This is a genomic window from Stenoxybacter acetivorans DSM 19021 (assembly GCF_000745895.1).
In the GTDB taxonomy this organism is placed as follows: Bacteria; Pseudomonadota; Gammaproteobacteria; order Burkholderiales; family Neisseriaceae; genus Stenoxybacter; species Stenoxybacter acetivorans.
Genome location: NZ_JQKE01000016.1, coordinates 19,641 through 42,323 on the forward strand (window position 1 = coordinate 19,641; position 22,683 = coordinate 42,323).

Annotated in this window: 24 protein-coding genes; 11 read left to right on the top strand and 13 right to left on the bottom strand. The window is 47.0% G+C overall.

Annotated features, from left to right (window positions below):
- The first annotated feature begins 41 nt into the window (after nucleotides 1–41).
- From lpxK to Q384_RS12860, 7 genes are all read left to right on the top strand, one after another.
- Nucleotides 42–1,106, top strand: coding sequence for a tetraacyldisaccharide 4'-kinase (gene lpxK / locus Q384_RS02650; protein WP_037585802.1), 1,065 nt, complete (start codon nucleotides 42–44; stop codon nucleotides 1,104–1,106).
- 14 nt (nucleotides 1,107–1,120) lie between these two features.
- Nucleotides 1,121–1,303: a Trm112 family protein gene (locus Q384_RS02655; RefSeq protein WP_037585803.1), complete on the top strand. Its 183-nt coding sequence runs from the start codon at nucleotides 1,121–1,123 to the stop codon at nucleotides 1,301–1,303.
- On the top strand, nucleotides 1,300–2,073 hold the full coding sequence (kdsB, locus tag Q384_RS02660; RefSeq protein ID WP_037585804.1) for a 3-deoxy-manno-octulosonate cytidylyltransferase: 774 nt from the start codon (nucleotides 1,300–1,302) through the stop codon (nucleotides 2,071–2,073). Before Q384_RS02655 ends, kdsB begins: the two co-directional genes overlap by 4 nt.
- A 3-nt stretch (nucleotides 2,074–2,076) precedes the next feature.
- Nucleotides 2,077–2,289 carry a hypothetical protein gene (locus Q384_RS12560; protein ID WP_051940333.1) on the top strand — a complete coding sequence of 71 codons (213 nt, stop codon included), beginning with the start codon at nucleotides 2,077–2,079 and terminating at the stop codon, nucleotides 2,287–2,289.
- Nucleotides 2,246–2,836, top strand: a complete 591-nt coding sequence (locus Q384_RS12565; protein WP_156956408.1) for a P63C domain-containing protein — start codon at nucleotides 2,246–2,248, stop codon at nucleotides 2,834–2,836. Before Q384_RS12560 ends, Q384_RS12565 begins: the two co-directional genes overlap by 44 nt.
- 206 nt (nucleotides 2,837–3,042) lie before the next feature.
- Complete coding sequence (locus Q384_RS13115) at nucleotides 3,043–3,207, top strand: hypothetical protein (protein ID WP_156956409.1); 165 nt, start codon at nucleotides 3,043–3,045, stop codon at nucleotides 3,205–3,207.
- Nucleotides 3,204–3,809: a type II toxin-antitoxin system death-on-curing family toxin gene (locus tag Q384_RS12860; RefSeq protein WP_084224368.1), complete on the top strand. Its 606-nt coding sequence runs from the start codon at nucleotides 3,204–3,206 to the stop codon at nucleotides 3,807–3,809. The genes Q384_RS13115 and Q384_RS12860 overlap by 4 nt, the downstream gene beginning before the upstream one ends.
- A gap of 142 nt (nucleotides 3,810–3,951) precedes the next feature.
- Here the strand turns inward: Q384_RS12860 and rpoC are convergent, their stop codons facing one another.
- The 3 genes from rpoC to blaOXA form a co-directional block, all read right to left on the bottom strand.
- Entirely contained in the window at nucleotides 3,952–8,109 is a 4,158-nt protein-coding gene (rpoC, locus tag Q384_RS02675) for a DNA-directed RNA polymerase subunit beta' (RefSeq protein WP_037585805.1), read from the bottom strand.
- Nucleotides 8,110–8,564: 455 nt separating this feature from the next.
- Nucleotides 8,565–9,215 (bottom strand): site-2 protease family protein, encoded by a 651-nt coding sequence (locus Q384_RS02680; protein WP_037585806.1) that lies wholly within the window; start codon nucleotides 9,213–9,215, stop codon nucleotides 8,565–8,567.
- Nucleotides 9,216–9,522: 307 nt separating this feature from the next.
- On the bottom strand, nucleotides 9,523–10,362 hold the full coding sequence (blaOXA, locus tag Q384_RS02690) for a class D beta-lactamase (RefSeq protein WP_037585810.1): 840 nt from the start codon (nucleotides 10,360–10,362) through the stop codon (nucleotides 9,523–9,525).
- A gap of 234 nt (nucleotides 10,363–10,596) precedes the next feature.
- Between blaOXA and Q384_RS02695 the strand changes: the two genes are divergently transcribed.
- Entirely contained in the window at nucleotides 10,597–12,141 is a 1,545-nt protein-coding gene (locus Q384_RS02695) for a helicase HerA-like domain-containing protein (RefSeq protein WP_037585811.1), read from the top strand.
- A 64-nt stretch (nucleotides 12,142–12,205) separates the two neighbouring features.
- On the opposite strand, the gene Q384_RS13120 is transcribed toward Q384_RS02695, so the two are convergent.
- Genes Q384_RS13120 through pdxA form a run of 8 tightly spaced genes read right to left on the bottom strand, consistent with a single transcriptional unit; the run spans nucleotide 12,206 to nucleotide 17,599 of the window.
- Entirely contained in the window at nucleotides 12,206–12,466 is a 261-nt protein-coding gene (locus tag Q384_RS13120; protein ID WP_156956410.1) for a hypothetical protein, read from the bottom strand.
- 7 nt (nucleotides 12,467–12,473) lie between these two features.
- The gene (locus Q384_RS14455; RefSeq protein WP_084224369.1) at nucleotides 12,474–13,523 is read right to left on the bottom strand and encodes an MlaA family lipoprotein; all 1,050 of its coding nucleotides are present in this window, start codon (nucleotides 13,521–13,523) and stop codon (nucleotides 12,474–12,476) included.
- Nucleotides 13,508–13,789, bottom strand: a complete 282-nt coding sequence (locus Q384_RS02705; RefSeq protein ID WP_037585812.1) for an STAS domain-containing protein — start codon at nucleotides 13,787–13,789, stop codon at nucleotides 13,508–13,510. The genes Q384_RS14455 and Q384_RS02705 overlap by 16 nt, the downstream gene beginning before the upstream one ends.
- Nucleotide 13,790: 1 nt before the next feature.
- On the bottom strand, nucleotides 13,791–14,393 hold the full coding sequence (locus tag Q384_RS02710; RefSeq protein ID WP_037585813.1) for an MlaC/ttg2D family ABC transporter substrate-binding protein: 603 nt from the start codon (nucleotides 14,391–14,393) through the stop codon (nucleotides 13,791–13,793).
- Between the two features lie 41 nt (nucleotides 14,394–14,434).
- Nucleotides 14,435–14,941, bottom strand: a complete 507-nt coding sequence (gene mlaD / locus Q384_RS02715) for an outer membrane lipid asymmetry maintenance protein MlaD (RefSeq protein WP_037585814.1) — start codon at nucleotides 14,939–14,941, stop codon at nucleotides 14,435–14,437.
- Nucleotides 14,942–14,990: 49 nt separating this feature from the next.
- Entirely contained in the window at nucleotides 14,991–15,767 is a 777-nt protein-coding gene (gene mlaE / locus Q384_RS02720) for a lipid asymmetry maintenance ABC transporter permease subunit MlaE (protein ID WP_037585815.1), read from the bottom strand.
- The gene (locus Q384_RS02725) at nucleotides 15,767–16,570 is read right to left on the bottom strand and encodes an ABC transporter ATP-binding protein (protein WP_037585816.1); all 804 of its coding nucleotides are present in this window, start codon (nucleotides 16,568–16,570) and stop codon (nucleotides 15,767–15,769) included. Before Q384_RS02725 ends, mlaE begins: the two co-directional genes overlap by 1 nt.
- A 9-nt stretch (nucleotides 16,571–16,579) precedes the next feature.
- Nucleotides 16,580–17,599, bottom strand: coding sequence for a 4-hydroxythreonine-4-phosphate dehydrogenase PdxA (gene pdxA / locus Q384_RS02730; RefSeq protein ID WP_051940336.1), 1,020 nt, complete (start codon nucleotides 17,597–17,599; stop codon nucleotides 16,580–16,582).
- Nucleotides 17,600–17,897: 298 nt separating this feature from the next.
- Here pdxA and pyrB point away from each other — a divergent pair, with 298 nt between their 5' ends.
- Nucleotides 17,898–18,818 carry an aspartate carbamoyltransferase gene (gene pyrB / locus Q384_RS02735; RefSeq protein WP_037585817.1) on the top strand — a complete coding sequence of 307 codons (921 nt, stop codon included), beginning with the start codon at nucleotides 17,898–17,900 and terminating at the stop codon, nucleotides 18,816–18,818.
- A 265-nt stretch (nucleotides 18,819–19,083) separates the two neighbouring features.
- On the opposite strand, the gene clpP is transcribed toward pyrB, so the two are convergent.
- Both clpP and tig read right to left on the bottom strand, forming a co-directional pair.
- Nucleotides 19,084–19,707 (bottom strand): ATP-dependent Clp endopeptidase proteolytic subunit ClpP, encoded by a 624-nt coding sequence (clpP, locus tag Q384_RS02740; RefSeq protein WP_037585819.1) that lies wholly within the window; start codon nucleotides 19,705–19,707, stop codon nucleotides 19,084–19,086.
- A gap of 89 nt (nucleotides 19,708–19,796) precedes the next feature.
- Entirely contained in the window at nucleotides 19,797–21,104 is a 1,308-nt protein-coding gene (tig, locus tag Q384_RS02745) for a trigger factor (protein WP_037585820.1), read from the bottom strand.
- A gap of 243 nt (nucleotides 21,105–21,347) precedes the next feature.
- Between tig and dcd the strand changes: the two genes are divergently transcribed.
- Both dcd and Q384_RS02755 read left to right on the top strand, forming a co-directional pair.
- Complete coding sequence (gene dcd / locus Q384_RS02750) at nucleotides 21,348–21,914, top strand: dCTP deaminase (RefSeq protein WP_037585821.1); 567 nt, start codon at nucleotides 21,348–21,350, stop codon at nucleotides 21,912–21,914.
- A 63-nt stretch (nucleotides 21,915–21,977) separates the two neighbouring features.
- The gene (locus Q384_RS02755) at nucleotides 21,978–22,676 is read left to right on the top strand and encodes a VIT1/CCC1 transporter family protein (protein ID WP_037585822.1); all 699 of its coding nucleotides are present in this window, start codon (nucleotides 21,978–21,980) and stop codon (nucleotides 22,674–22,676) included.
- Nucleotides 22,677–22,683: the final 7 nt, after the last annotated feature.

Sequence of the window (22,683 nt, forward strand, 5' to 3'; positions counted from 1 at the left end):
TATCCCCGTTTCATCAGCGGGGATTTTGATTGAATCACAACATGACCTTTTTGCAGCGGCAAATCGAACAACATTGGCAAGAGCCTCGGCTGCCGCTCAGCATCTTGCTGTATCCTTTTTCACGCCTTTTTCAATTTGCTGTTTGGTTACGGCGTATTTTATATGCTTCAGGCTGCCTGAAAAGCGTGCGTTTGCCCGTATCGGTTGTCGTGGTGGGCAATATTCAGGTGGGTGGTGTCGGAAAAACACCGATTACGGCGGCTTTGGTATCCGCCTTGCAAGAAGCCGGTATCAAAACAGGCGTTATCAGCCGAGGTTACGGCAGGCAGGGACGCGGTGTGGCGGTGGTCAATGCACAGCACACCGCCGCCGAAGTAGGCGATGAACCGCTGATGCTGTATCGGCAAACGGCTGTACCGTTGGCAGTGGGTGCGGATCGGGCGGCGGCGGCGGCGGCATTGCTGCGGGCAAACCCTGAAATCCGCTTACTCATCAGCGACGATGGTTTGCAGCACTACGCACTGGCACGCGATTTTGAAATCGCCGTGTTTCCCGCCGCTGATGTCGGGCGGTATTTGGACATACTGCCCAACGGTGCTCTGCGTGAACCGCCGTCGCGCTTGCGCTCGGTTGATGCGGTGTTGGTGAGCTTGGGCGATGCAGATACCGCCCAACAATTGCGTACACAATACAGGCTGCCTGAAAACACGATTATCGGCAGCAGCAGTATTGATGTCGGCATGCTTTATCAGCTCAATCAGCCGCAGCACACGGCAAAACCCACAGATTTTATCGGCAAACGCATCGCAGCGGTTGCCGCCATTGCACGGCCGCAGCGTTTTTTCAACAGCTTGCGCCAATTGGGCATGGTACTAAACGAATGCAAAGCACTGCCCGATCACGCCGCTTTAAATACCGATGATTTTCCTGCTGCCGACGTGGTGATTATTACCGAAAAAGATGCGGTAAAATGCCGCGGCAACGATTTAAATCACGTTTGGGTATTGCCCATTCGCGCGGTTTTGGCGCACGATTGGCAAGCAGCGGTGTTGTCTCGGCTAATGGCGTTGGCAGAAACTGCTACAATACGAAAAAATCACCATTGATTTGAAAGCGCATTATGGACAAGAAATTTCTGGATATTTTGGTTTGCCCCGTTTGCAAAGCACCGCTGCGTTATCACGCCGATGTGCAAGAATTGTGGTGCAAAACCAGCCGATTGGCTTACCCGATTAAAGACGGCATTCCGATGATGCTGGAGAACGAAGCCCGCCCGCTGACTGAAGCGGAGTGTGCCGCATGAAACAAGCATTTTCAGTATTGATTCCGGCGCGGCTGTCTTCCAGCCGCCTGCCCAACAAAGCATTGGCAGACATCGGCGGCAAGCCCATGGTGGTGCGTGTGGCTGAACGGGCGCGGTTGAGTCAAGCCGAACGCGTGGTGGTTGCCACCGATCACAACGATATTTTAAATTGCTGTGTACAGCATGGCATTGAAGCGGTATTAACCAACAATAACCACCAAAGCGGAACAACACGCTTGGCTGAAGCCGCCGCCATTCTCGGGCTGCCTGAAAAAGCGTGTGTGGTGAATGTACAAGGCGATGAACCGCTGATTGAACCGCAATTAATTGATTCTGTGGCAGCACAATTGCAGCAAAGCGGCACACCGATGGCAACAGCGGCACACCGCATTCACGACTTGAACGATTTTCTTGATCCCAATTGTGTCAAAGTGGTACTAAACCGCCAAAATCATGCCCTGTATTTCAGCCGTGCACCCATTCCGTGGCCGCGAGATGCCATGCGTGCCGAGCCGTCATTTTTGCCGCAGGAAACACCGGTATTGCGCCACATCGGTATCTACGCTTATCGTGTTGATTTCTTGCATCAATACGCACAAATGACTGAATCGCCGTTAGAAAATATTGAATCTTTGGAACAGCTGCGCGTGTTGTGGCATGGTGATGCCATTGCCGTACAAATCACCGACCATGCACCCGCCGCCGGCGTGGACACCGCGGCGGATTTGGAACGCGTTCGTGCGGTATTCGCTCAGTTAAGAAGAGGTTAAAAAATGAGTGAAAATAACTTACCCAATGCTTTATATAAAGGTGAATTACCGATTGGTGATTTACTGCTGGAATGCGCCGTTTTAGAAAATGATGTACGTATTTTAACGGCAACATCGGTTTTTAACGCTTTTGGCAGGTCGCGTAAAGGTATGAATGACCGATTGAAAATCGGTGAGACCAAACTACCCCCCTTTTCTGGCAGCAAAGAACCTTGAACCCTATATTACACAAGAGCTTATTGCACTGACCAAATTAATTGAATACAAGGACGGTAATGCAAAAAAATCAGGTTATGACGCAACATTACTGCCTGAAATGTGTAAAATCTATTTAACCGCCAGACGTAAAGGGGATTTAAAAAGCTCGCAAGAAAAATTGGCAATGCAGTCTGAATTATTATTGTCTGCATTGGCAAAAGTAGGTATTGCAGCACTGATCGATGAAGCAACAGGTTTCCAAATAAACCGAAAACATGATGCTTTGCGGCTCTTACTGGCAAAATATATTGAAGAGAGTTTGCAGAAATGGATACGAATATTTCCCGATTCTTTTTTTGCTGAATTAGATAGGTTATATGGCAATAAGCCAACCACATCAACCGCACGACCACAATATTATGGCAAGTTTATCAATCGTTATATCTATGAACCAATTGAGCACGGTTATGTAAAAAAAGAACTAGACACCTTAAACATTAAAGAAGATGGGAAGCGAGTTCCAGATTTCATCAATGGCTATCGGAAAATGGCAGAAATATCCTAATACACCAAATCGGGCGCGTTCAGGGCTTAATGGAACATTGTAACAATATAGAAAAATTTAAGAAAATAGCAAAACATCAAAAACAAATTTCGATCGCGCCTCATTTGTTTGAAGAAATGGACAGATTAAATCCGGAAGATTTTTAAAATTTTAGTCAATCACATGGCAAATACGATCCACAAACCTGATTTTTAAAAAGCAATCTTATGCAAAATGAAATTGATTACAACCAATTGCTTAAACAAGCAATTCTAAAGGTATATACGCCGCCGACAGAGTTACCTGCAAATCCCAATTGGAAGCAAGACTTTAACGAGTTATTGGAAGACCAAGAGGTTTTAGACGTGTTTATCCGATTGCGCGATAAATGAATACCTTTCAATATCCGACATTGGCGGAAATCATCGAAACACACGACACCATTATTGATAAGTCAGGTGGTTTGCATGGGCTTCGTGATATCGGCTTGTTGGAAAGCGCATTGACAGCCATTCAGAATGATTTGTATTACCCTGATTTTCAGGCGAAAATCGCTCATTTGATTTTTTCGGTTAACAAAAATCATTGCTTTAATGACGGCAACAAGCGTACATCATTGTCGGCAGGTGAGCTGTTTTTGTTGAAAAACGGGTATCAGAAGCGGTTTACCGCATTTTTTGTGAAACAAATGGAAGATGTGGTGATTTTGGTTGCCGATAACCATATGAGTAAAGAAACCTTGACAATGGTGATACTGATGCTGTTAGCGCGTAATGAAATCGACCAATCAGGACAGCAAGATTCGATAAATATGCTGATATCGGAACTTGTCGAAACCCAATCACGTTTGCATACTGCCATAAAAATACTGGAGCATAAATACCATAATATTGTTGAGTGTTGGCGAGACAATGACATTAGCAAATACCGTTATTACCAAGACATTGATAAGTTATTCAGCAGACACATCAATATCTTAAAAACAGATTATTAACCATACTCAAAACCACCAATTTCGGCGGTTTTTTTATTTTCAGGCAGCCTGCACCCACTAGCCTACTTTATGGTCTGCCGTAAAACAAAAAGACGGAATAAATCCGTCTTTTTTGTTTGATACGCTTTTTTACTGCTTTAAATCACGCTTCCGTTATCGGTGTTTCAACTTGATGACGGCGGCTTCTGTGATAACTTAATCCCGTGCCGGCAGGAATCAGGCGGCCAACAATCACGTTTTCTTTCAAGCCGCGCAATTCATCGCGTTTACCCATAATTGCCGCTTCGGTAAGCACACGTGTGGTTTCTTGGAACGAAGCTGCTGAAATAAATGAATCGGTGGATAAAGAGGCTTTGGTAATCCCCAGCAAAATATTTTCATAGCGCACGGTTTCTTTGCCTTCAGCCAGCAATTTCTCATTGGCGATCATCACATCACCGCGCTCCACTTGTTCACCTGTGATGAATTGGCTATCGCCCGAATCGGCAATATTCACGCGGCGCAACATTTGGCGAATGATTACTTCGATGTGTTTGTCGGAAATTTTCACACCTTGCAGGCGATACACTTCTTGTACCTCTTGCACAATGTAACGTGCCAACGCTTCAATGCCTTGCAAACGCAAGATGTCATGCGGATCAACCGAACCGTCAACAATGGTTTCGCCTCGGTTCACCACTTGACCGTCATGCACCAACACTTGTTTCTCTTTGGAAATCAGGGTTTCATAAGCCACGCCATCGGTATCGGTAATCACCAAACGCTGCTTGCCTTTGGTTTCTTTGCCGAACGACACCGTGCCGGTTACTTCCGCCAGCATACCTGCGTCTTTGGGTGTACGGGCTTCAAAGAGCTCTGCCACACGCGGCAAACCACCGGTAATGTCGCGGGTTTTGGTGGAGGCTTGCGGGATACGCGCCAGCACATCGCCCTTGCCTACTTCCTGCCCTTCGCGCACGGTAATCACAGCACCAACGGGGAATGCCATATGAACAACGGTTTCACTGCCGGGCAAGCGGACTTCTTCACCGTTATCGTCCAACAATTTCACTGCGGGACGCAGCAATTTGGATTGGCTTGCCATGCGCCGTTTGCTGTCAATCACCACCAAAGTGGACAAACCGGTGATGTCATCGGTTTGTTTCATCACGGTAACGCCCTCTTCGATGTTCTCGAAGCGAACACGTCCGGCATATTCGGTAATCATCGGGCGGGTATGCGGATCCCACGTTGCCAAAGTTTGCCCTGCTTTCACGGCTTTGCCGTCTTGTACCAGCAAAATCGCACCATAAGGCACTTTGTGGCGTTCACGCTCACGGCCAATATCATCGTGAATCACAATTTCAGACGAACGGCCAATCACCACCAATTCGCCTTTGTTGTTTGCCACATAGCGCATTTGGCTGGAGAAACGTATGGTACCGCCGGATTTGGCTTCTACTTGGCTGGCGGCAGCGGCACGTGAAGCCGCACCGCCGATGTGGAATGTACGCATGGTTAACTGGGTGCCGGGTTCACCGATAGACTGTGCCGCAATCACGCCCACAGCTTCACCGTTATTGACAAGTTTACCGCGCGCCAAATCGCGGCCGTAACATTTGGCACACAAGCCATGACGGGTTTTACACGTAATCGGGGTACGTACTTTAACTTCATCAACACCGGAATTGTCAATCATGTCCACCAAGGTTTCATCCAGCATTGTGCCTTTTTCCACCAAGGTTTCGCCGCTGGACGGATCAACCACATCTTCAGCAGTTACACGGCCTAAAATGCGGTCGCGCAACGCTTCAATCACATCACCGCCCTGAACCACCGCTTTCATGACAAAGCCTTCGTCAGTGCCGCAGTCGTTTTCCACCACCACTAAATCTTGGGTAACGTCCACCAAGCGACGGGTTAAGTAACCGGAATTGGCTGTTTTTAAAGCGGTATCCGCCAAGCCTTTACGCGCACCGTGGGTGGAGATAAAGTACTGCAATACTGTTAAACCTTCACGGAAATTGGAGGTAATCGGCGTTTCAATAATCGAACCGTCCGGTTTTGCCATCAAGCCGCGCATACCGGAGAGCTGTTTAATCTGTGCTGCCGAACCCCGCGCACCGGAGTCAGCCATGATGTAAATCGAGTTGAACGATTCTTGATCAACCGTATTTCCTTTGGCATCTTGTACTTTTTGCACCGATAAATTGTCCATCATCGACTTGGCAATTCTGTCGCCGGTGCGGCCCCAAATATCCACTACTTTATTGTACCGCTCGCCGTTGGTCACCAAACCTTGACGGTATTGACCCTCAATTTCTTTCACTTCGGTGTTGGCTTCAGCCAGCAATTGTGATTTATTGGCGGGCACCAGCATATCGTCTACACAAATAGAAATGCCGGCACGAGTAGAATAAGCATAGCCCGTGTACATTAAATGGTCGGCAAAAATCACGGTATCACGCAAGCCGCATTGGCGGAAAGAGGCGTTGATGAGTCGGGAAACTTCTTTTTTCTTCAGGGCTTTGTTGATGTGTTCAAACGGCAGACCCTTGGGCAAAATTTCAGACAGCAAAGCACGGCCGACTGTGGTTTCATAACGATTTATTTTCATTGTTAAATCGTCTTGCTCATCGCGCACCCACTCACGCAAACGCACGGTGATTTTAGTGCCCAATTCCACTTGACCGGTTTGATAAGCGCGATGCACTTCTTTGGTATCGGTAAACAAACTGCCCTCGCCTTTGCCATTGATTTTGTCGCGGGTCATGTAATACAAACCCAAGACAATATCCTGAGACGGCACAATCACCGGCTCGCCGTTGGCGGGAGACAACACATTATTTGAAGCCAGCATTAAAGTACGCGCTTCCATTTGCGCTTCCAAGCTCAAAGGCACATGCACCGCCATTTGGTCGCCGTCGAAGTCGGCGTTAAACGCAGTACACACCAAAGGATGCAGCTGAATCGCCTTGCCTTCAATCAAAATCGGTTCAAATGCTTGAATGCCCAAACGGTGCAAAGTCGGTGCGCGGTTCAGCAAAATCGGGTGCTCACGAATAACTTCTTCCAGCATATCCCACACAATCGGCTCTTCCTGCTCCACCATTTTTTTGGCTTTTTTAATGGTGGTTACTGCCGGATCCAGTTTTTCCAGCTTTTCAAAAATAAACGGCTTAAATAATTCCAATGCCATTTTTTTGGGCAGCCCGCATTGATGCAAACGCAGATAAGGACCAACGGTAATCACCGAACGGCCGGAATAATCCACCCGTTTACCCAGCAGGTTTTGACGGAAACGACCGCCCTTGCCTTTAATCATGTCTGCCAATGATTTCAGCGGACGTTTGTTCGCGCCGGTCATGGTTTTGCCGCGGCGGCCGTTATCCAATAAAGAATCCACCGCTTCTTGCAGCATGCGTTTTTCGTTGCGCACAATAATGTCAGGCGCACGCAATTCCAACAATCGGCGCAGACGATTGTTGCGGTTAATCACACGGCGATACAAATCATTTAAATCAGATGTTGCAAAGCGTCCGCCGTCCAGCGGCACAAGCGGGCGCAAATCCGGCGGCAATACCGGCAGCACGTCCAAAATCATCCATTCCAGTTTCATGCCGGAGCGTTGAAAGGCTTCCAACACTTTCAAGCGTTTGGCAAGTTTTTTGATTTTGGTATCAGAGCCGGTTGATTCCAGCTCTTGACGCAATACCGTGATTTCTTTGGCAACATCTAAAACACGCAATAAATCGCGAATGCCTTCCGCACCCATTTTGGCATCAAAATCACCGCCGAATTCTTCGTATTTGGCGTTGTAATCTTCTTCAGTGAGCAATTGACGCACTTGCAGCGAAGTCATGCCGGGATCAACCACCACATAAGCTTCAAAATACAAAATGCGTTCAATATCGCGCAAGGTCATGTCCAGCACCATGCCCAAGCGTGAGGGCAAGGATTTTAAAAACCAAATATGCGCCACGGGCGATGCCAAATCAATATGCCCCATGCGCTCACGGCGCACTTTGGACAAAGTAACTTCTACGCCGCACTTTTCGCAGGTAACGCCTTTGAATTTTAAGCGTTTGTACTTACCGCACAAGCACTCATAATCTTTAATCGGACCAAAAATTTTGGCACAAAACAAACCATCGCGTTCGGGCTTGAATGTGCGGTAATTAATGGTTTCCGGTTTTTTTACTTCGCCGTATGACCAAGAACGAATGGTTTCCGGTGATGCAATGCCGATTTTAATCGCATCAAATTCTTCTTCGATGGCGGCATTTTGCAGCGGATTAAACAAATTGAATAAGGTTTTCATTTTTGCTCCTGACGGCGTGGGTTTGCGGGCGGGACAAACAACAATCCTGCCCGACCAACATATCTGTCTGTTTTTAATTTAAAAATCACAAGCTCAGCTGAAAATGGACACTGGCAACGGCTCAAACACCGCCACCGGCTTCTGTGCCGCTGGCGGTGTGGTTTTTCTGAAACAATATAACTTGCTGATAGGTTAATGATGCGTATCCGCTGCTCTGAAATAAAAATATTGATGAAAATCACTGTATTACGGCATTCAGCGATGCGTTGGAACGTCGATATAAAGACAGCGCGGATTGGTTAATCAACAAGGCAAGTGTCTGTTTCCCGATGTCAAAGCGACTTATTATATCACCATTGTTTTTTAAATGGAATTATGTTATTTGTTTTATTTTGATTTCTGTATCCTTGCCGCATTGCGCAATGCCGCTGAAATCGGCTTTTCAGGCAGCCTGCTTAGTGAAACAGGCTCATAAACCATTGCACCACCAATAAAACCGCACCCATAAACGGCTGCATAATCATGCCCAATATATTGGTAACCAACAGGAAAATCAAAATCCACATGCCGTAAGGTTCAATTTTTTGAAACTGCATTGAGGCTTTGGCGGGTAAAAACGTATTGACAAAGCGCCCGCCGTCCAAAGGCAGAATCGGAATCATGTTCAGCACAAACAAAACCGTATTGATTAGCACCCCATAATAACCCATTTGCCGCAGCGGATATTGGAATGATTCAGGCATCCATTGGCTTGCCACCATGACAAACGCCCAGCCGAAGCACATCAGCAGATTGGACAATGGCCCGGCAATCGCCACCATGCGCATACCCATTCTCATGTCTCGGAAATTGCGCGATTGAACCGGCACAGGTTTTGCCCAACCAAACAAAAACGGCGTGAGTAAAAACGCAATCAACGGTACAACAATTGTACCGATGGGGTCGATGTGTTTCAGCGGATTGAGCGTGAGTCTGCCCATCATTTCTGCGGTGTGATCACCGTAATACCGAGCCGCATAGCCATGCGCCGCTTCGTGAACCGTTATCGCCATCAATACCGGCAATACCGCCAATAAAAAAACGCCTAAATCAAAATTTTGAAACATATTTTTCTTTCTGAAAAATGATGGTCTTCATCGTATCCGTTTTCAGGCTGCCTGAAAACAATAAAAAACCAAAAAACAGAATTATTATTCATCTGTCTGTTTTACTCGCTGCGGCAAATTACGATATGATTTCACACATTATCCTGACCTCGCCGATTCAACCTGACATAATAATTTCAATAATCACAAATATTTATGTGATTTTTTAAGTACCGAGGTTATTTTGTGTATCATATATTATATTCTACATACAAATTTTTTAGGTATTTTTAATATATAATATAACCCAATATCTTAAATTCATTATTTATTCTATAATCCCTAAAACTTTTAAACTTTCTATGGAAATTTTTTGTCTTTTTAATAGTTCCTTTTCTAAGTCTTTTTTGTTGGTTTTTTTAATATCCATATTCATGGCAAACGCATATATTTCTTTATCCTTTTCGACCCACCCAACAAACCAACCTATTGTATTCAAATTATTCTCTGCACTAAACCAACCTGTTTTACCATAAAGTTTCCAAGTTTCAGAACGATCCAACAATATCATTTCGGAAACATCTTGTTGTATTTTTTGAGGATATTGCAATTGCTTATTGGCTAATTGATACAAAAATTCAACTTGTTGCATTGCACTTATTTTCAAGGAATTATCCAGCCAAAACGTATCTATATGAGATCCTATTGTTTCATTCCCATAATTAATCTTTTTCAGATTAATTAACATTTTTTCTTTACCTACTTTTCTTGCCAATTCTTGGTATGCTAAGACATTAGAGACTTTTATGGCATCTTTTAAAGATGAATCATGCTTCCAACTTTCTGAAAAAACATCTTGACCCTGATATTTAAAAAACACTTCATCTGTATTTTTAACAACACCGGTGGATAACCCAATAAGAGAATTGGCAATTTTAAAAGTAGAGGCAGGAGAATATTGGGTATTGGCTCTTTTATGGTTATATCCGGTTAAGTAATTTTTTTGACTATTATAAATGACTATGGTTCCGGTGATATTTTCTTTTTTAAATACAGCTTCTATCTTCTTATCATCATTAAATGTTAATAATGATAAATTTTCATTTGCAGATATTTTGTTTATAAATAAAAATGAAAATAATACAAATAAACAAATTTTAATATTCATAATGATTAATAGCCTCTGTATTAGATATAGTAATAACCAGTGAATAATCTATAGATTTCTCAGAAGAACAACCCTCATCAATAAAATTATATTACCGATTTTATAGATTCCTTAAGTAAAAATCCTCTATAATTCGCTTCCATTACTGAATTTTCAAAAGCAATTTCCTGACAAAAAACCGAGAAACAAGCACATTCTAACCAGATTTAAGGCACAGCACAAAAAGGCTTCATTATGATTACTTATGACATTGCCCGTACAGCGGACAATAATGAATTGGATATTATCGGCAAAATGGCAAACCGGCACGGCTTAATCGCCGGCGCAACCGGAACAGGCAAAACCGTGAGTCTGCGGCGCATGGCAGAAGCATTCAGCGCATCGGGCGTTCCTGTGTTTTTGGTGGACGTAAAAGGTGATTTGTCCGGTTTGGCGCAAGGGGGTTCAGCAAGCGGCAAAATAGGCGAACGCATAACCCAATTCGGGCTGCCTGAAAATTATTTACGCGGCTTCCCTGTGCGCTTTTGGGACGTTTACGGCGAAACAGGCATTCCGCTGCGGGTAACCATTTCCGACATGGGACCGATGCTGCTGGCACGGCTGATGAATCTGAACGACACCCAAGAAGGTTTATTAAACGTTGTTTTCCGCGTGGCAGATGATCGCGGCTGGCACTTAATCGACTTAAAAGATTTGCGCGGCATGCTGGCGTTTGTTGCCGACAACGCCGCTCAATTCCGCACCCAATACGGCAATGTATCTGCCGCCAGCGTCGGCGCAATTCAGCGGCAGCTGCTGAGTTTGGAAAACGAAGGCGCAGACAAATTATTCGGCGAACCGAATTTAAATTTATCCGATTGGATGCAAACCGACGGCGGCAATGGCGTTATCAATATTTTAAATTCCGAAAAACTGATGCGCAGCCCGCGCATGTACAGCGCATTTTTGCTGTGGATGCTGGCAGAATTATTCCAAACCCTGCCTGAAATCGGCGATCCCGATCAGCCCAAATTTGTGATGTTTTTTGACGAAGCCCATTTATTGTTTGACAACGCCGCGCCCGCACTTTTAGAACAAGTGGAGCAAGTGGTGCGGCTGATTCGTTCCAAAGGCGTGGGTGTCTATTTCGTTACCCAAAATCCGCTGGATTTGCCTGACACGGTGTTGGGACAGCTGGGCAACCGCATTCAGCATGCCTTGCGTGCGTTCACGCCGCGCGACCAAAAAGCGGTAAAAGCCGCCGCCGATACCTTTCGCGGCAATCCGAAAATCAATGTTGCCGAAGTCATCAGCCAATTGGGCGTGGGCGAGGCTCTGGTGTCGTTTTTGGACGAGAAAGGCATGCCAAACCCGGTAGAACGGGCTTTTGTGCTGCCGCCGCAATCTGCGCTCACACCGCTGGTTGCTGAAGCACGCAACGCCGTATTCCAAAATGATGTGCTGTATCGCCATTATCAAACCACGGTGGACAATTTCTCGGCTTTCGAGGCCTTGCAGCAATTAAACGAAGAAGAAGCCAAACAATCGGCAGAAGTTCAGGCAGCCAAAGAAACCGCCAAACAGCAAACAACAGCGGCAGCGGCAGCGGCAGATACCGACAACGGCGGCTTGGTTGGCAGCTTTATGAGCGGTTTATTCGGCAACCGAAAAAAAACCAATCAGGGCTTGGTTGATGATTTGGCACATCAAGTGGGTAAACGCATCAGCACCCAAGTTACCGGCAGTATTACCCGCGCAATCACCCGCGGTGTTTTGGGCGCAATTATCGGAAAAAAATAAACCGTTCCCGATAACGCGTTGCTGTTGCGCAGCACATCGGCAACAATAAATGCGGCTGAATCAATTAAGGGCTACCTGAAATAATCAGGTCAGCCCTTTGTTTACCGTATTCCATGCTGTTTTTGCTGTTACAAGCACTCACCTGCCCGTAGCCGATTTCTAAACCGAAGAAAAGAAAAACCGCCAATCCAAAAAAGTTAGCACCAACCAACATTTTTGACTTTGGTGTTCCTATATGATTAAACAGCACAATCAATAAAATACAGTCTCCAAAGCAGATTTTCGCTTTCAGGCTGCCTGAAAGCCCATCAGAGAACAACCGCAATCATCTTTCAATTTGTGTCCGATGCGGATTGTGCATCATCTGCTTTTATTTCTGTTGCCTGTTCCTCATGGCGCGCATTGTGAAAATCATCTGTACCGCCGTCAATTGGATCAATTGGATAAGGACACGGATTTTCTGTTGCTGCCCCTGCTGCGTCCGTTGCCTGTTTCACATCACTTGCCGAAGCATCGCCGGTTGATTCTGCGGCAGTGTGATCAACGGCGGCGGAGTCTTCATCACTGCTCACCAAGCTGTCAATATCAATATCGTCGTCTTGCTGTACCGTTGGGTTGCCGACTTCGCGGTTGCGCATATTCATGTACACATCGCGCATATAGGCATAACGATCCAGCGCGGCATCATCCAAGCTGTCGCTTAAATCCAGCAATGATTCACGTCTTTGCACAATATTGAGTACGGTTGCGCCGTAGCGGCCAGAACTTTCCTGCAACACCAAGTCTTGCGGGGTATAAACGGAAATAATTGTGTTACCGATACTGTCGCGCACAGTAGAAGGACCGCCCAGCGGGTAAATAAAATAATTGCTGTTTTTCCAGCCCCACGAAGAAAATGTATCACCCAAGGTATTTTTATTGTTGGGAACACCGCCCAAGCCGGCAATGTCAATCAAACCGCCCAAGCCAAAGGTGGAATTGATGCCGACACGCACAAAATCTTCACCGGCTCTTTTGATGTCCAAGCGCAATAAGTTACTGCCCAAGCTCACCACATCGCGCAGATTATTAAAAACATTGCTGATGCCGGTGCGCACGGGCGATGGTGTGATTTTTCGATAACCTCGGGCAACAGGGGTTAATACATTGCGATCCACGGCATCGTTCACGCGGAACATGAATCGGTTATAACCCTCATACGGGTCAATATTTACCGCTTTTGAATGGGTTTGTGCCGTATTTGCGAGTACCGCATTTGCGCCCGTACGCTCAGCGGCAACACAGGTGCTTTGTGTGTTTTGTATGTTGTCTGCCCAAACAGGCTGGCTGAAACACACCGCGAAACCGACACTTAACAGGGCAGATTTTACGATACGATCCATTTATCCACCTCATACAAAGACATCAAAGTTGCCAAACCGGTGGGAATATTGAAAAACCGCAGCGGCTGCTTTTGCCGTGTTTTCTCACGCAAAGCAGACACCAGCAACGCAACACAAGCAGAATCGGTTTCTTCCACACGGCTCAAATCAATGCCTTCCGCTTGCGCGGCGGCTTGGCAAAACGCACGGTAATTCTGCTCATTGACGGTGTCTTCGGTGATGTTGCCTGATAAGCGCACCCATTTTTCGTCCAGCATAAATTGCATTTTATTTGCCGCCGTTTTTGGCTTTCAATTCAGCAATCAAGCCATCAATTCCTTTTTGACTGATGGTTTGGTTGAATTGATTTCGATATACCGTAACCAAGCTCGCACCTTCTACTGCCACGTTATACACGCGGTATTTGTCGCCGCTTTGATACATGGTGTAGTCCATGTTTACCGGTTTGTTACCCGTTGCGGGTGTGATTTCGGTTTGCACAATCACTTCTTTGCCGTTTTTTTGCACCACAGGCGTGTTTTTCACGGTAACTTTTGCATTTTTGAATTTCAGCATGGTGCCGGAATAAGTGCGAATCAGCAGGTTTTTAAATTCATTGGTGAGTGCTTGTTTTTGTGCATCACCGGCAGTACGCCAAGGATTGCCTACTGCCAAAGCCGTCATGCGTTCAAAATCGAAATACGGAATGGCATAGTTTTCCGCTTGCAGACGCACTTGTGCGTCATTTGTGCCATTGGCTTTCGCCAAAATATGCAACACCTGTTCCGCATTGCCCTGAATTTGGGTAACGGCTTGCTGCGGCGTGGCAACCGCCAAACCGATGCTCATGATACCGATGCTCAATGCGCTTAAAATAGCTGATTTTTTCATCATAATCCCCTGAATAAAATGTGTGAATGTTTGGGTACTGGTTATTGCTCGCTGTTTTCAGCAGCAGGAACTTCTTCTGTCGGTTTGGCATTGTTTTCAGCAACATTGGTCATGAATTTACCAATCAGCTGTTCCAACACCAAAGCAGAACTCGTGAGGGTGAGGGTGTCGCCGTCTGCCAAATCTTCGGTATCGCCGCCTTGGGTTAAACCGATGTATTGGTCGCCCAATAAGCCTGAAGTCAAAATTTGTGCAGACACATCATCACTGAAATGATATTGCTTTTCAATTTTCAGCGTGGTTTTTGCCCAATAGGTTTTCGGGTCGAGCTGAATATCGCTGACACGCCCCACCACCACACCCGCGGCTTTTACCGGTGCTTTCACTTTCAAGCCGCCAATATCGCTGAATGAGGCATAAACGGTGTAGGTTGGCTGATTTGCGCCCCAGCCGCTGCCGCCTGCCACGCGAAACGATAAAAACACCACAGCAGCCATGCCTAAGATGACAAATAAGCCCACCATGATTTCCAAGCTGTTTTTCTTCATTTTTTAATCCCGTTTCTTCAATCTATAATCCATTCAACCGGTAATCCACTCAATCGGTAAACATCAGTGCGGTTAAGACAAAATCCAGAGCCAGCACCGTGAGCGCACTGCTCACCACCGTGCGGGTATTGGCGCGCAAAATGCCTTCTGAAGTGGGTTTGGCATGAAAACCTTGATACACCGCAATCAGCGTAACCACCGCGCCGAACACCAAAGACTTAATCAATCCGTTGCCCACATCATAAAAAATATCCAAATGACTTTGCATCTGTGACCAAAAAATACCGCTGTCCATACCAAAGTATTTCACGCCGATTAAATAAGCACCATAAACACCCGCCGCGTTGAAAATCGATGCCAAAAGCGGCATGGACAATACGCCCGCCCAAAAACGCGGCACCACCACGCGGGCAACCGGATCTACCGCCATGACATTCATTGCTTCCAATTGCTCGGTGGTTTTCATTAAACCGATTTCACTGGTCATCGCGCCGCCCGCACTGCTGGCAAACAAAATGGCTGCCAAAACCGGACCCAACTCACGCAACAAAGCCGCCGCCACCATAAAACCCAACACATCGGCAGACTTGAATTTAGCCAGCTGCGTGTAGCCTTGCAAACCCATCACCATGCCGACAAACAAACCCGACACGGCAATAATAATAATGGACAAAACACCGGCGAAATACATCTGCCGCACACTTAAGCGCGGACGTTTCAATGCCTCGCCGCTGCGGCGCAAAATCACCAGCAAAAACAGCACCACCCGCCCGATCTGCTGAATAAAAGTGAGGGTTTTCCGCCCCAATAAAGCCAATCCGTTCATCACGCCCCAATACCCAAATCATGTTGTAAAGTGGTGGGCGCAGGATAACGGAATGCCACAGGTCCGTCTGCTTTGCCTTCCACAAATTGGTTAATCCACGGCGAATACAGATTACGCATCTCTTCCGGGCTGCCTGAAAATAAAATTTCGCCGTTTGCCAGAAAAATCACCTGATCCACAATCCGCAGCGATTGCTGAATATCGTGCGTAACCATCACGCTGGTGGACCGTAAGGCTTGGTTCACCCGTTTCACCAGCGCGGCAATCACGCCCAAAGAAATCGGGTCTAAGCCCGTAAACGGTTCATCATACAGCATCAGCAATGGGTCTAACGCAATGGTACGCGCCAAAGCCACCCGCCGCGCCATACCGCCCGATAATTCTGAGGGCATCAGGTTTCCCACGCCGCGCAAACCCACTGCCTGCAATTTCAGCAACACCAAATCGCGTATCATGCTTTCAGGCAAATCCGTGTGCTCCCGCATGGGAAACGCAATATTGTCAAATACCGACAAATCGGTAAATAACGCGCCGAATTGAAACAGCACCCCCATGTGCCGTCGGTGTTCATACAACGCCTCGGTATCGAATTCAGCCAAATCGCGCCCGTTAATCAACACCTGCCCTTGCTGCGGCTGGATTTGTCCGGTAATCAAGCGCAAAAGCGTGGTTTTACCGCTGCCCGAACCGCCCATAATTGCGGCGAAATGACCCGTTTCAATGGTAAAACTGATGTTGTTCAAGATTGGACGCTCGCCGTAGGCAAACGCCACTTGCTTCATTTCTATATGCGGTGTAGTCATATGTTCAATTTATGTTTTAGAATCAAGTTCTGCATTTTTTATTTTCAAACCTTGTTCAATCATTTCCCGCGCACAGCGCACCGCTTCTTTCAGGCTACCTGAATCTGCCCGTCCGCTGCCCGCCAAGTCCAACGCCGTACCGTGATCAACCGAAGTGCGGATAAACGGCAAGCCCAAAGTAATATTGACCCCGCGCCCGAAACTTGCGTATTTCAATACCGGCAAACCTTGGTCGTGATACATCGCCAGCACCGCATCGGCGTGCTTCAGCATAAACGGCTGAAACAGCGTGTCTGCGGGAAACGGTCCGCGCACCGCCATACCTTCTTGCTGCATTCGTGCGATGGCAGGTTCAATCACTTCGATTTCTTCGCGCCCCAAATGCCCTTGCTCGCCCGCATGCGGATTTAAACCCGCCACCAACACACGCGGTTCAGCCAGCCCGAATTTTTGCCGCAAATCTCGGCGCACGATACGCAATACCGACACCAGCAAATCAGGCGTGATTTTATCCGCCACGTCCCGCAGCGGCAGATGCGTGCTTGCCAATGCCACGCGCAACCCGCCGCCCGACAACATCATCACCACTTGCGGCGTGCGGCTTTTTGCCGCCAAATATTCAGTGTGCCCCGAAAACGGCACACCGCTGTCATTGATAATGCCTTTGTGTATCGGCGCGGTAACCATTGCCGCAAATTCACCCGAAACAACGCCTGCGTAAGCACGGTCAAGCAACGCCAGCACATAAGGCGCATTTACCGTATTCAGGCAGCCTGCATGTACCGTTTGCGCAACGGGTATGTGCAATACAGTCAATACACCGGTTTCTGTTTTTTCAGGCAGCCCATCGTGTTGATAATCACGAAAAACAATGGATTTACCCAATTGGCGGGCGCGGCTTTGCAGCAAATGCTTGTCTGCCAGCACCACCGTAGGCAAATCGGTTTCATTCGCCAAATCCAAACAAATATCAGGACCAATGCCCGCAGGCTCACCGGCGGTAACCGCAATACACTGAACAGAAGCCATAAAAAAATCAATCTTTCACCGAAAGAACGGTTTTGCCGCACACCGAATATTGCCACTTATCGGTCAAACTGCAAAGTAATCATTGTAATAGCCAAAAATCATGAAACGGGCTACAATTTGTAATATTTTGCTTTAGGTGCAGCCGATATGCAACACATCATTCACCACGCTGTTTCAGGCAGCCTGAACAATGAGTCAAACGACCTATTTCATCAAACCGTTTTTTGAACTTGGGCTTCACGGCAAGGTTCGGAAAACGGTTTTTTTACATTGATTTTTACTCGCGGCGAAACCCATCATGAGCAACACACTGTATCAAAAACACCTGATTTCAATCAATGATTTATCTACCGAAGAATTGGAATTGCTGTTAAACACCGCGCTGGCATTAAAACACTGCCCGCGCACCGACTTATTAAAAAACCGCCTGATTGCCAGCTGTTTTTTTGAGCCGTCCACACGCACCCGCTTATCGTTTGAAACCGCAATTCAACGGCTGGGCGGAAAAGTAATCGGCTTTGCCGACGGCGCGAACACCAGTGCCAAAAAAGGCGAAACATTGGCAGACACCGCCCGCATCATCGGCGGCTATGCCGACGCAATTGTGGTTCGCCACCCCAAAGACGGCGCGGCACGGGTGTTGAGCGAATTCTCCGCCGTGCCTGTGGTCAATGCGGGCGACGGTACCAATCAACATCCTTCACAAACACTTTTGGATTTGGTAACCATTTATGAAACCCAAAATCGGCTTGACGGGCTGAAAATCGCTTTGGCAGGCGATTTAAAATACGGGCGCACCGTGCATTCCTTGGCACAAGCCTTAAGCCGCTGGGGCTGCGAATTTGCGTTTGTGTCGCCGGCAAGTTTAGCCATGCCCGAATACATTTGCGAAGAGCTTGATGAAAAAGGCATTTCATACCACACATTCGAGACATTGGAAGAAGCGGTGCGCTGGGCAGATATTCTCTACATGACTCGGGTGCAGCGCGAGCGGTTCGACGAGCAGGAATTTGCCAAAATCCAAGGGAAATTCACCCTATACCGTGAAACGCTGGCACACGCCAAACCCACTTTGCGTGTATTGCACCCTTTGCCGCGCGTTGATGAAATTCACCCCGATGTTGATAACGGTGAGCACGCTTATTATTTTCAGCAAGCCATGAACGGTGTTTATGCCCGCCAAGCCTTATTGTCTTTACTGCTGAACGAAACCATTTAAATCAATAACACATACAGGCTGCCTGAAAACAACACATCAAGCCGTTCAGGCAGCCTTTTCAGGAACAAATCCGTTCAGTTGGCTTAAATCCTGCCAATCGAAAGAGTACAAAAAACTGCCCAGCCCGTTTCCTTATCGCAACCCAAATTCACGGTGTTTTAATTTTAGGCTGCCTGAAAACCAATGCGCGGCAACCATCCGCACCGCCTACAGTACACCTATTGAAAAATCTCAACTGCGGCACACGCTAATCCTCTGCGCTGTATTATTTTTCAGCGGCAACGCGGTGTACCAAAACTTCATCAATTAAACCGTAATCACGGGCTTCGTCTGCCGACATAAAATTATCGCGGTCAGTGTCTTTTTCCACTTTTGCCAGTTTTTGCCCTGTGTGTTCCGCCAGCAATCTGTTTAGTTTTTGTTTGATTTTTATCAATTCTTTGGCATGAATTTCAATATCGGAAGCCTGTCCGCCCAAGCCGCCGCTGATTAAGGGCTGATGTATCATCACACGGCTGTTGGGCAATGCAAAGCGTTTGCCTTTAGTCCCTGCCGACAACAGAAACGCGCCCATGCTGGCTGCCTGACCCAAACACAAAGTAGAAACATCGGGCTTAACGAAGTTCATGGTATCGTAAACCGACATGCCCGCCGTAACCGAACCACCGGGCGAATTGATGTAGAAGAAAATATCTTTATCGGGGTTTTCGCTTTCCAAAAACAACATCTGCGCCGCCACCAAATTGGCAGAAGCATCGGTTACCGGTCCCACCAAAAACACAATGCGCTCTTTGAGTAAGCGTGAATAAATGTCAAACGCCCGCTCGCCGCGCCCGCTTTGTTCCACCACCATCGGCACCAAGCCCAAATTATCAATATTCGGCATCATTTTTGTTATTCCTTATTGTGAAAAAAGCACCTGCACGGCTCAACCGCTTTGGGTGCTTTGGTGTTATCACTGATTTCAGGCAGCCGATTTTACGCTTGCTGACCCATGATTTCATCAAAAGTAACGATTTTTTCAGTTACTTTGGCTTTGCCCAGAATATAATCCACCACATTGGCTTCTATCGCCAAAGAAGTCGGTCCTTCCAAATTTTTCTTGTCGCTGTAATACCAATCAATGACTTCTTGCGGGTCTTCATAGCTTTCAGAAAAATCAGCAACCACTTGCTTCACTTGCTCTTCAGTCGGCTCTAATTTTTCTTCGCCCACCAATTTAGACACAATCAAACCCAATGCCACGCGGCGTTGTGCTTGTTCGGTAAACATTCCAGCAGGCAAATCCAAGTTTTTTGCGTCCATACCTTGCGCCGTGAAATTTTGTTTCATTTCGGCTGCCATGCGTTCCGCTTCTTGAGCCGTTAATGACTTGGGCACATCAATCGGCGTTGCCGCCAGCAAAGCATTTAACGCGCTTTCTTTGGTTTGTGCATCGGCGCGGCGTTTGATTTCTCGGTTTAAATTTTTGCGGATTTCTTCGCGCATTTTAACAACATCGCCGTCTGCCACGCCCAAGGCTTTGGCAAATTCAGCATCAACTTCCGGCAAAATGGCTTCGGCAACATTGTTTAATGTAATGGTGAACACCGCTGTTTTGCCTGCCACGTCTTTACCGTGGTAGTCGTCAGGGAAATTCACACTGACTTCTTTCACGTCGCCTTCTTTCATGCCGGCAATACCCGCTTCAAATTCAGGCAGCATCTGACCTTTGCCCAAAACAAACGGATAATTGGCAGAAGAACCGCCGGCAAAGGCTTCGCCGTCGATTTTACCCGCAAAATCAATAATCACACGGTCGCCGTTTTTGGCTTCACGCGTTACGCGGTTAAACCGGGTACGCTGCTGGCGAAGCACTTCAATGGTTTTGTCGATTTCGGCTTCACCCGCTTCCACTGTGGTTTTACTGACTTCCTGCGCGCCCAAATCACCAATTTGAATTTCAGGATAAACTTCAAAGCGAGCGGCTACCTGAAAAACTTTTTCGTCGCTCTGTTCTTCAATGGCATCAAAGCCCAGCAAAGCCGCCACATCAATTTTTTCAGCCAGCACGGTTTCGGCAAACGTTTGCTGCACGCTGTCATTCAGCACTTCATCACGCACACTGCTGCCGTATATGGCGTCAACCATTTTTAACGGTGCTTTACCGGGGCGGAAGCCATCAACTTTTGCCCGTTTTTGCGTATTTTTTAAACGTTCTGCCACTTTGGCATTAATGCTGTCCCACGGCAAAGACAACACAATTCTGCGTTCCAAGTTTTCCAGTTTTTCCACCGCTGCGCTCATGGACTATTCCTTAAATTTTCAAAATGAACCGATTAGCGAAGATAATGTTCACTAATACAATAAAATTAACTGCTTAGTTTAACACAGCTTCGCTGCCGAAAACAAACCGCCCGAAAAGCCGCACCGCCAAACGCCGCAACAACAATATTTGGCTATTGTGTATTTTTTCAAATTTAATGAAAATAATACCATTTAACTATCTATTGTCATTTATATTGACATTTACTCAATGAAAGCCGTGCCATGAGCATTAAATCAGACAACTGGATTCGCCGCATGAGCGAGAAGCACGGCATGATTGAGCCGTTTGAGCCCAATCAAGTCAAAGAAATCAACGGGCAAAGAATCATTTCTTTCGGCACGTCCAGCTATGGCTACGACATTCGCTGCGCGGGCGAATTCAAGATTTTCACCAACATCAACAGCACCATTGTCGATCCTAAAAATTTCGATACCCGAAATTTTGTTACCGTAGAAGACGATTACTGCATTATTCCGCCCAATTCATTTGCCTTAGCGCGCACGGTAGAATATTTTCGGATACCGCGCAATATTTTAACGGTGTGTCTGGGTAAATCCACTTACGCCCGTTGCGGCATTATCGTGAACGTAACCCCGTTTGAACCCGAATGGGAAGGTTTTGTTACCTTAGAGTTTTCCAACACCACACCGCTGCCCGCTAAAATTTATGCCAACGAAGGGGTGGCGCAAGTGTTGTTTTTTGAAAGCGATGAAGTGTGTGAAACTTCATATAAAGACCGCGAAGGCAAATACATGGGGCAAACCGGTGTTACCTTGCCCAAAGCCTAGCCTGATAAAATAAAAATAAAATCAATATATTATTTTTAATCTTTAATACCGAAAGCCCTTTGTATGAGCTATTCTTGGCACACGGAAAAACACTTCAGCGCACGCAATAACTGGCTTCGTGCCGCCGTTTTGGGCGCAAATGACGGCTTAATTTCCACCGCCAGTCTATTAATGGGCGTATCAGCCGCTCAAGTCGGCACACCAACACTGCTGCTGACCGGTGCGGCGGCATTGGTGAGCGGTGCGCTGTCAATGGCGGCAGGGGAATATGTGTCCGTATCCAGTCAAGCCGATACTGAAAAAGCAGATTTGGCAAAAGAAGCCCACGAACTGGCACGCAATCCCACATTGGAATTGGCAGAATTAACAAAGATTTATGAGTTGCGCGGTTTAAACCACGAATTAGCGGCGCAAGTTGCCGCTGTTTTAACCCAACACAATGCGCTGGAAGCCCATGCTCGAGATGAAATCGGCATCACCGACACCACCGCAGCCAAACCATTTCAGGCAGCCTGTGCCAGTGCCGTATCGTTTTGCAGCGGCGCGTTTTTACCGGTATTGGTGGCGGTATTCAGCACCGCTTCTGTGTTGATGCCGCTATTGGCAATTTCCACTTTGCTGGGCTTGAGCGGCTTGGGCTATGTGTCTGCCAAACTCGGCGGCGCACCCGTTGTCCCTGCGATGATGCGCGTGGTGTTGTGGGGCGCGGCGGCATTGTTTATCAGCGCATTGATTGGCCGCGCATTGGGTGTGCCGATTTGAAGTTGCT

Bases quoted from the DNA above. Each gene is read 5' to 3' on its own strand.
- Q384_RS13115 (WP_156956409.1), top strand. From the start codon at position 3,043: ATGCAAAATGAAATTGATTACAACCAATTGCTTAAACAAGCAATTCTA.
- Q384_RS14455 (WP_084224369.1), bottom strand. From the start codon at position 13,523: ATGGATCGTATCGTAAAATCTGCCCTGTTAAGTGTCGGTTTCGCGGTG.
- mlaD (WP_037585814.1), bottom strand. From the start codon at position 14,941: ATGAAGAAAAACAGCTTGGAAATCATGGTGGGCTTATTTGTCATCTTA.
- tig (WP_037585820.1), bottom strand. From the start codon at position 21,104: ATGAGCGCAGCGGTGGAAAAACTGGAAAACTTGGAACGCAGAATTGTG.
- Q384_RS02755 (WP_037585822.1), top strand. From the start codon at position 21,978: ATGAGCTATTCTTGGCACACGGAAAAACACTTCAGCGCACGCAATAAC.
- Q384_RS02680 (WP_037585806.1), bottom strand. From the start codon at position 9,215: ATGTTTCAAAATTTTGATTTAGGCGTTTTTTTATTGGCGGTATTGCCG.
- Q384_RS02655 (WP_037585803.1), top strand. From the start codon at position 1,121: ATGGACAAGAAATTTCTGGATATTTTGGTTTGCCCCGTTTGCAAAGCA.
- lpxK (WP_037585802.1), top strand. From the start codon at position 42: ATGACCTTTTTGCAGCGGCAAATCGAACAACATTGGCAAGAGCCTCGG.
- mlaE (WP_037585815.1), bottom strand. From the start codon at position 15,767: ATGAACGGATTGGCTTTATTGGGGCGGAAAACCCTCACTTTTATTCAG.
- kdsB (WP_037585804.1), top strand. From the start codon at position 1,300: ATGAAACAAGCATTTTCAGTATTGATTCCGGCGCGGCTGTCTTCCAGC.
- pdxA (WP_051940336.1), bottom strand. From the start codon at position 17,599: ATGGCTTCTGTTCAGTGTATTGCGGTTACCGCCGGTGAGCCTGCGGGC.
- blaOXA (WP_037585810.1), bottom strand. From the start codon at position 10,362: ATGAATATTAAAATTTGTTTATTTGTATTATTTTCATTTTTATTTATA.
- Q384_RS12860 (WP_084224368.1), top strand. From the start codon at position 3,204: ATGAATACCTTTCAATATCCGACATTGGCGGAAATCATCGAAACACAC.
- Q384_RS02695 (WP_037585811.1), top strand. From the start codon at position 10,597: ATGATTACTTATGACATTGCCCGTACAGCGGACAATAATGAATTGGAT.
- Q384_RS02725 (WP_037585816.1), bottom strand. From the start codon at position 16,570: ATGACTACACCGCATATAGAAATGAAGCAAGTGGCGTTTGCCTACGGC.
- Q384_RS02710 (WP_037585813.1), bottom strand. From the start codon at position 14,393: ATGAAAAAATCAGCTATTTTAAGCGCATTGAGCATCGGTATCATGAGC.
- Q384_RS12560 (WP_051940333.1), top strand. From the start codon at position 2,077: ATGAGTGAAAATAACTTACCCAATGCTTTATATAAAGGTGAATTACCG.
- clpP (WP_037585819.1), bottom strand. From the start codon at position 19,707: ATGATGCCGAATATTGATAATTTGGGCTTGGTGCCGATGGTGGTGGAA.
- rpoC (WP_037585805.1), bottom strand. From the start codon at position 8,109: ATGAAAACCTTATTCAATTTGTTTAATCCGCTGCAAAATGCCGCCATC.
- dcd (WP_037585821.1), top strand. From the start codon at position 21,348: ATGAGCATTAAATCAGACAACTGGATTCGCCGCATGAGCGAGAAGCAC.
- pyrB (WP_037585817.1), top strand. From the start codon at position 17,898: ATGAGCAACACACTGTATCAAAAACACCTGATTTCAATCAATGATTTA.
- Q384_RS02705 (WP_037585812.1), bottom strand. From the start codon at position 13,789: ATGCAATTTATGCTGGACGAAAAATGGGTGCGCTTATCAGGCAACATC.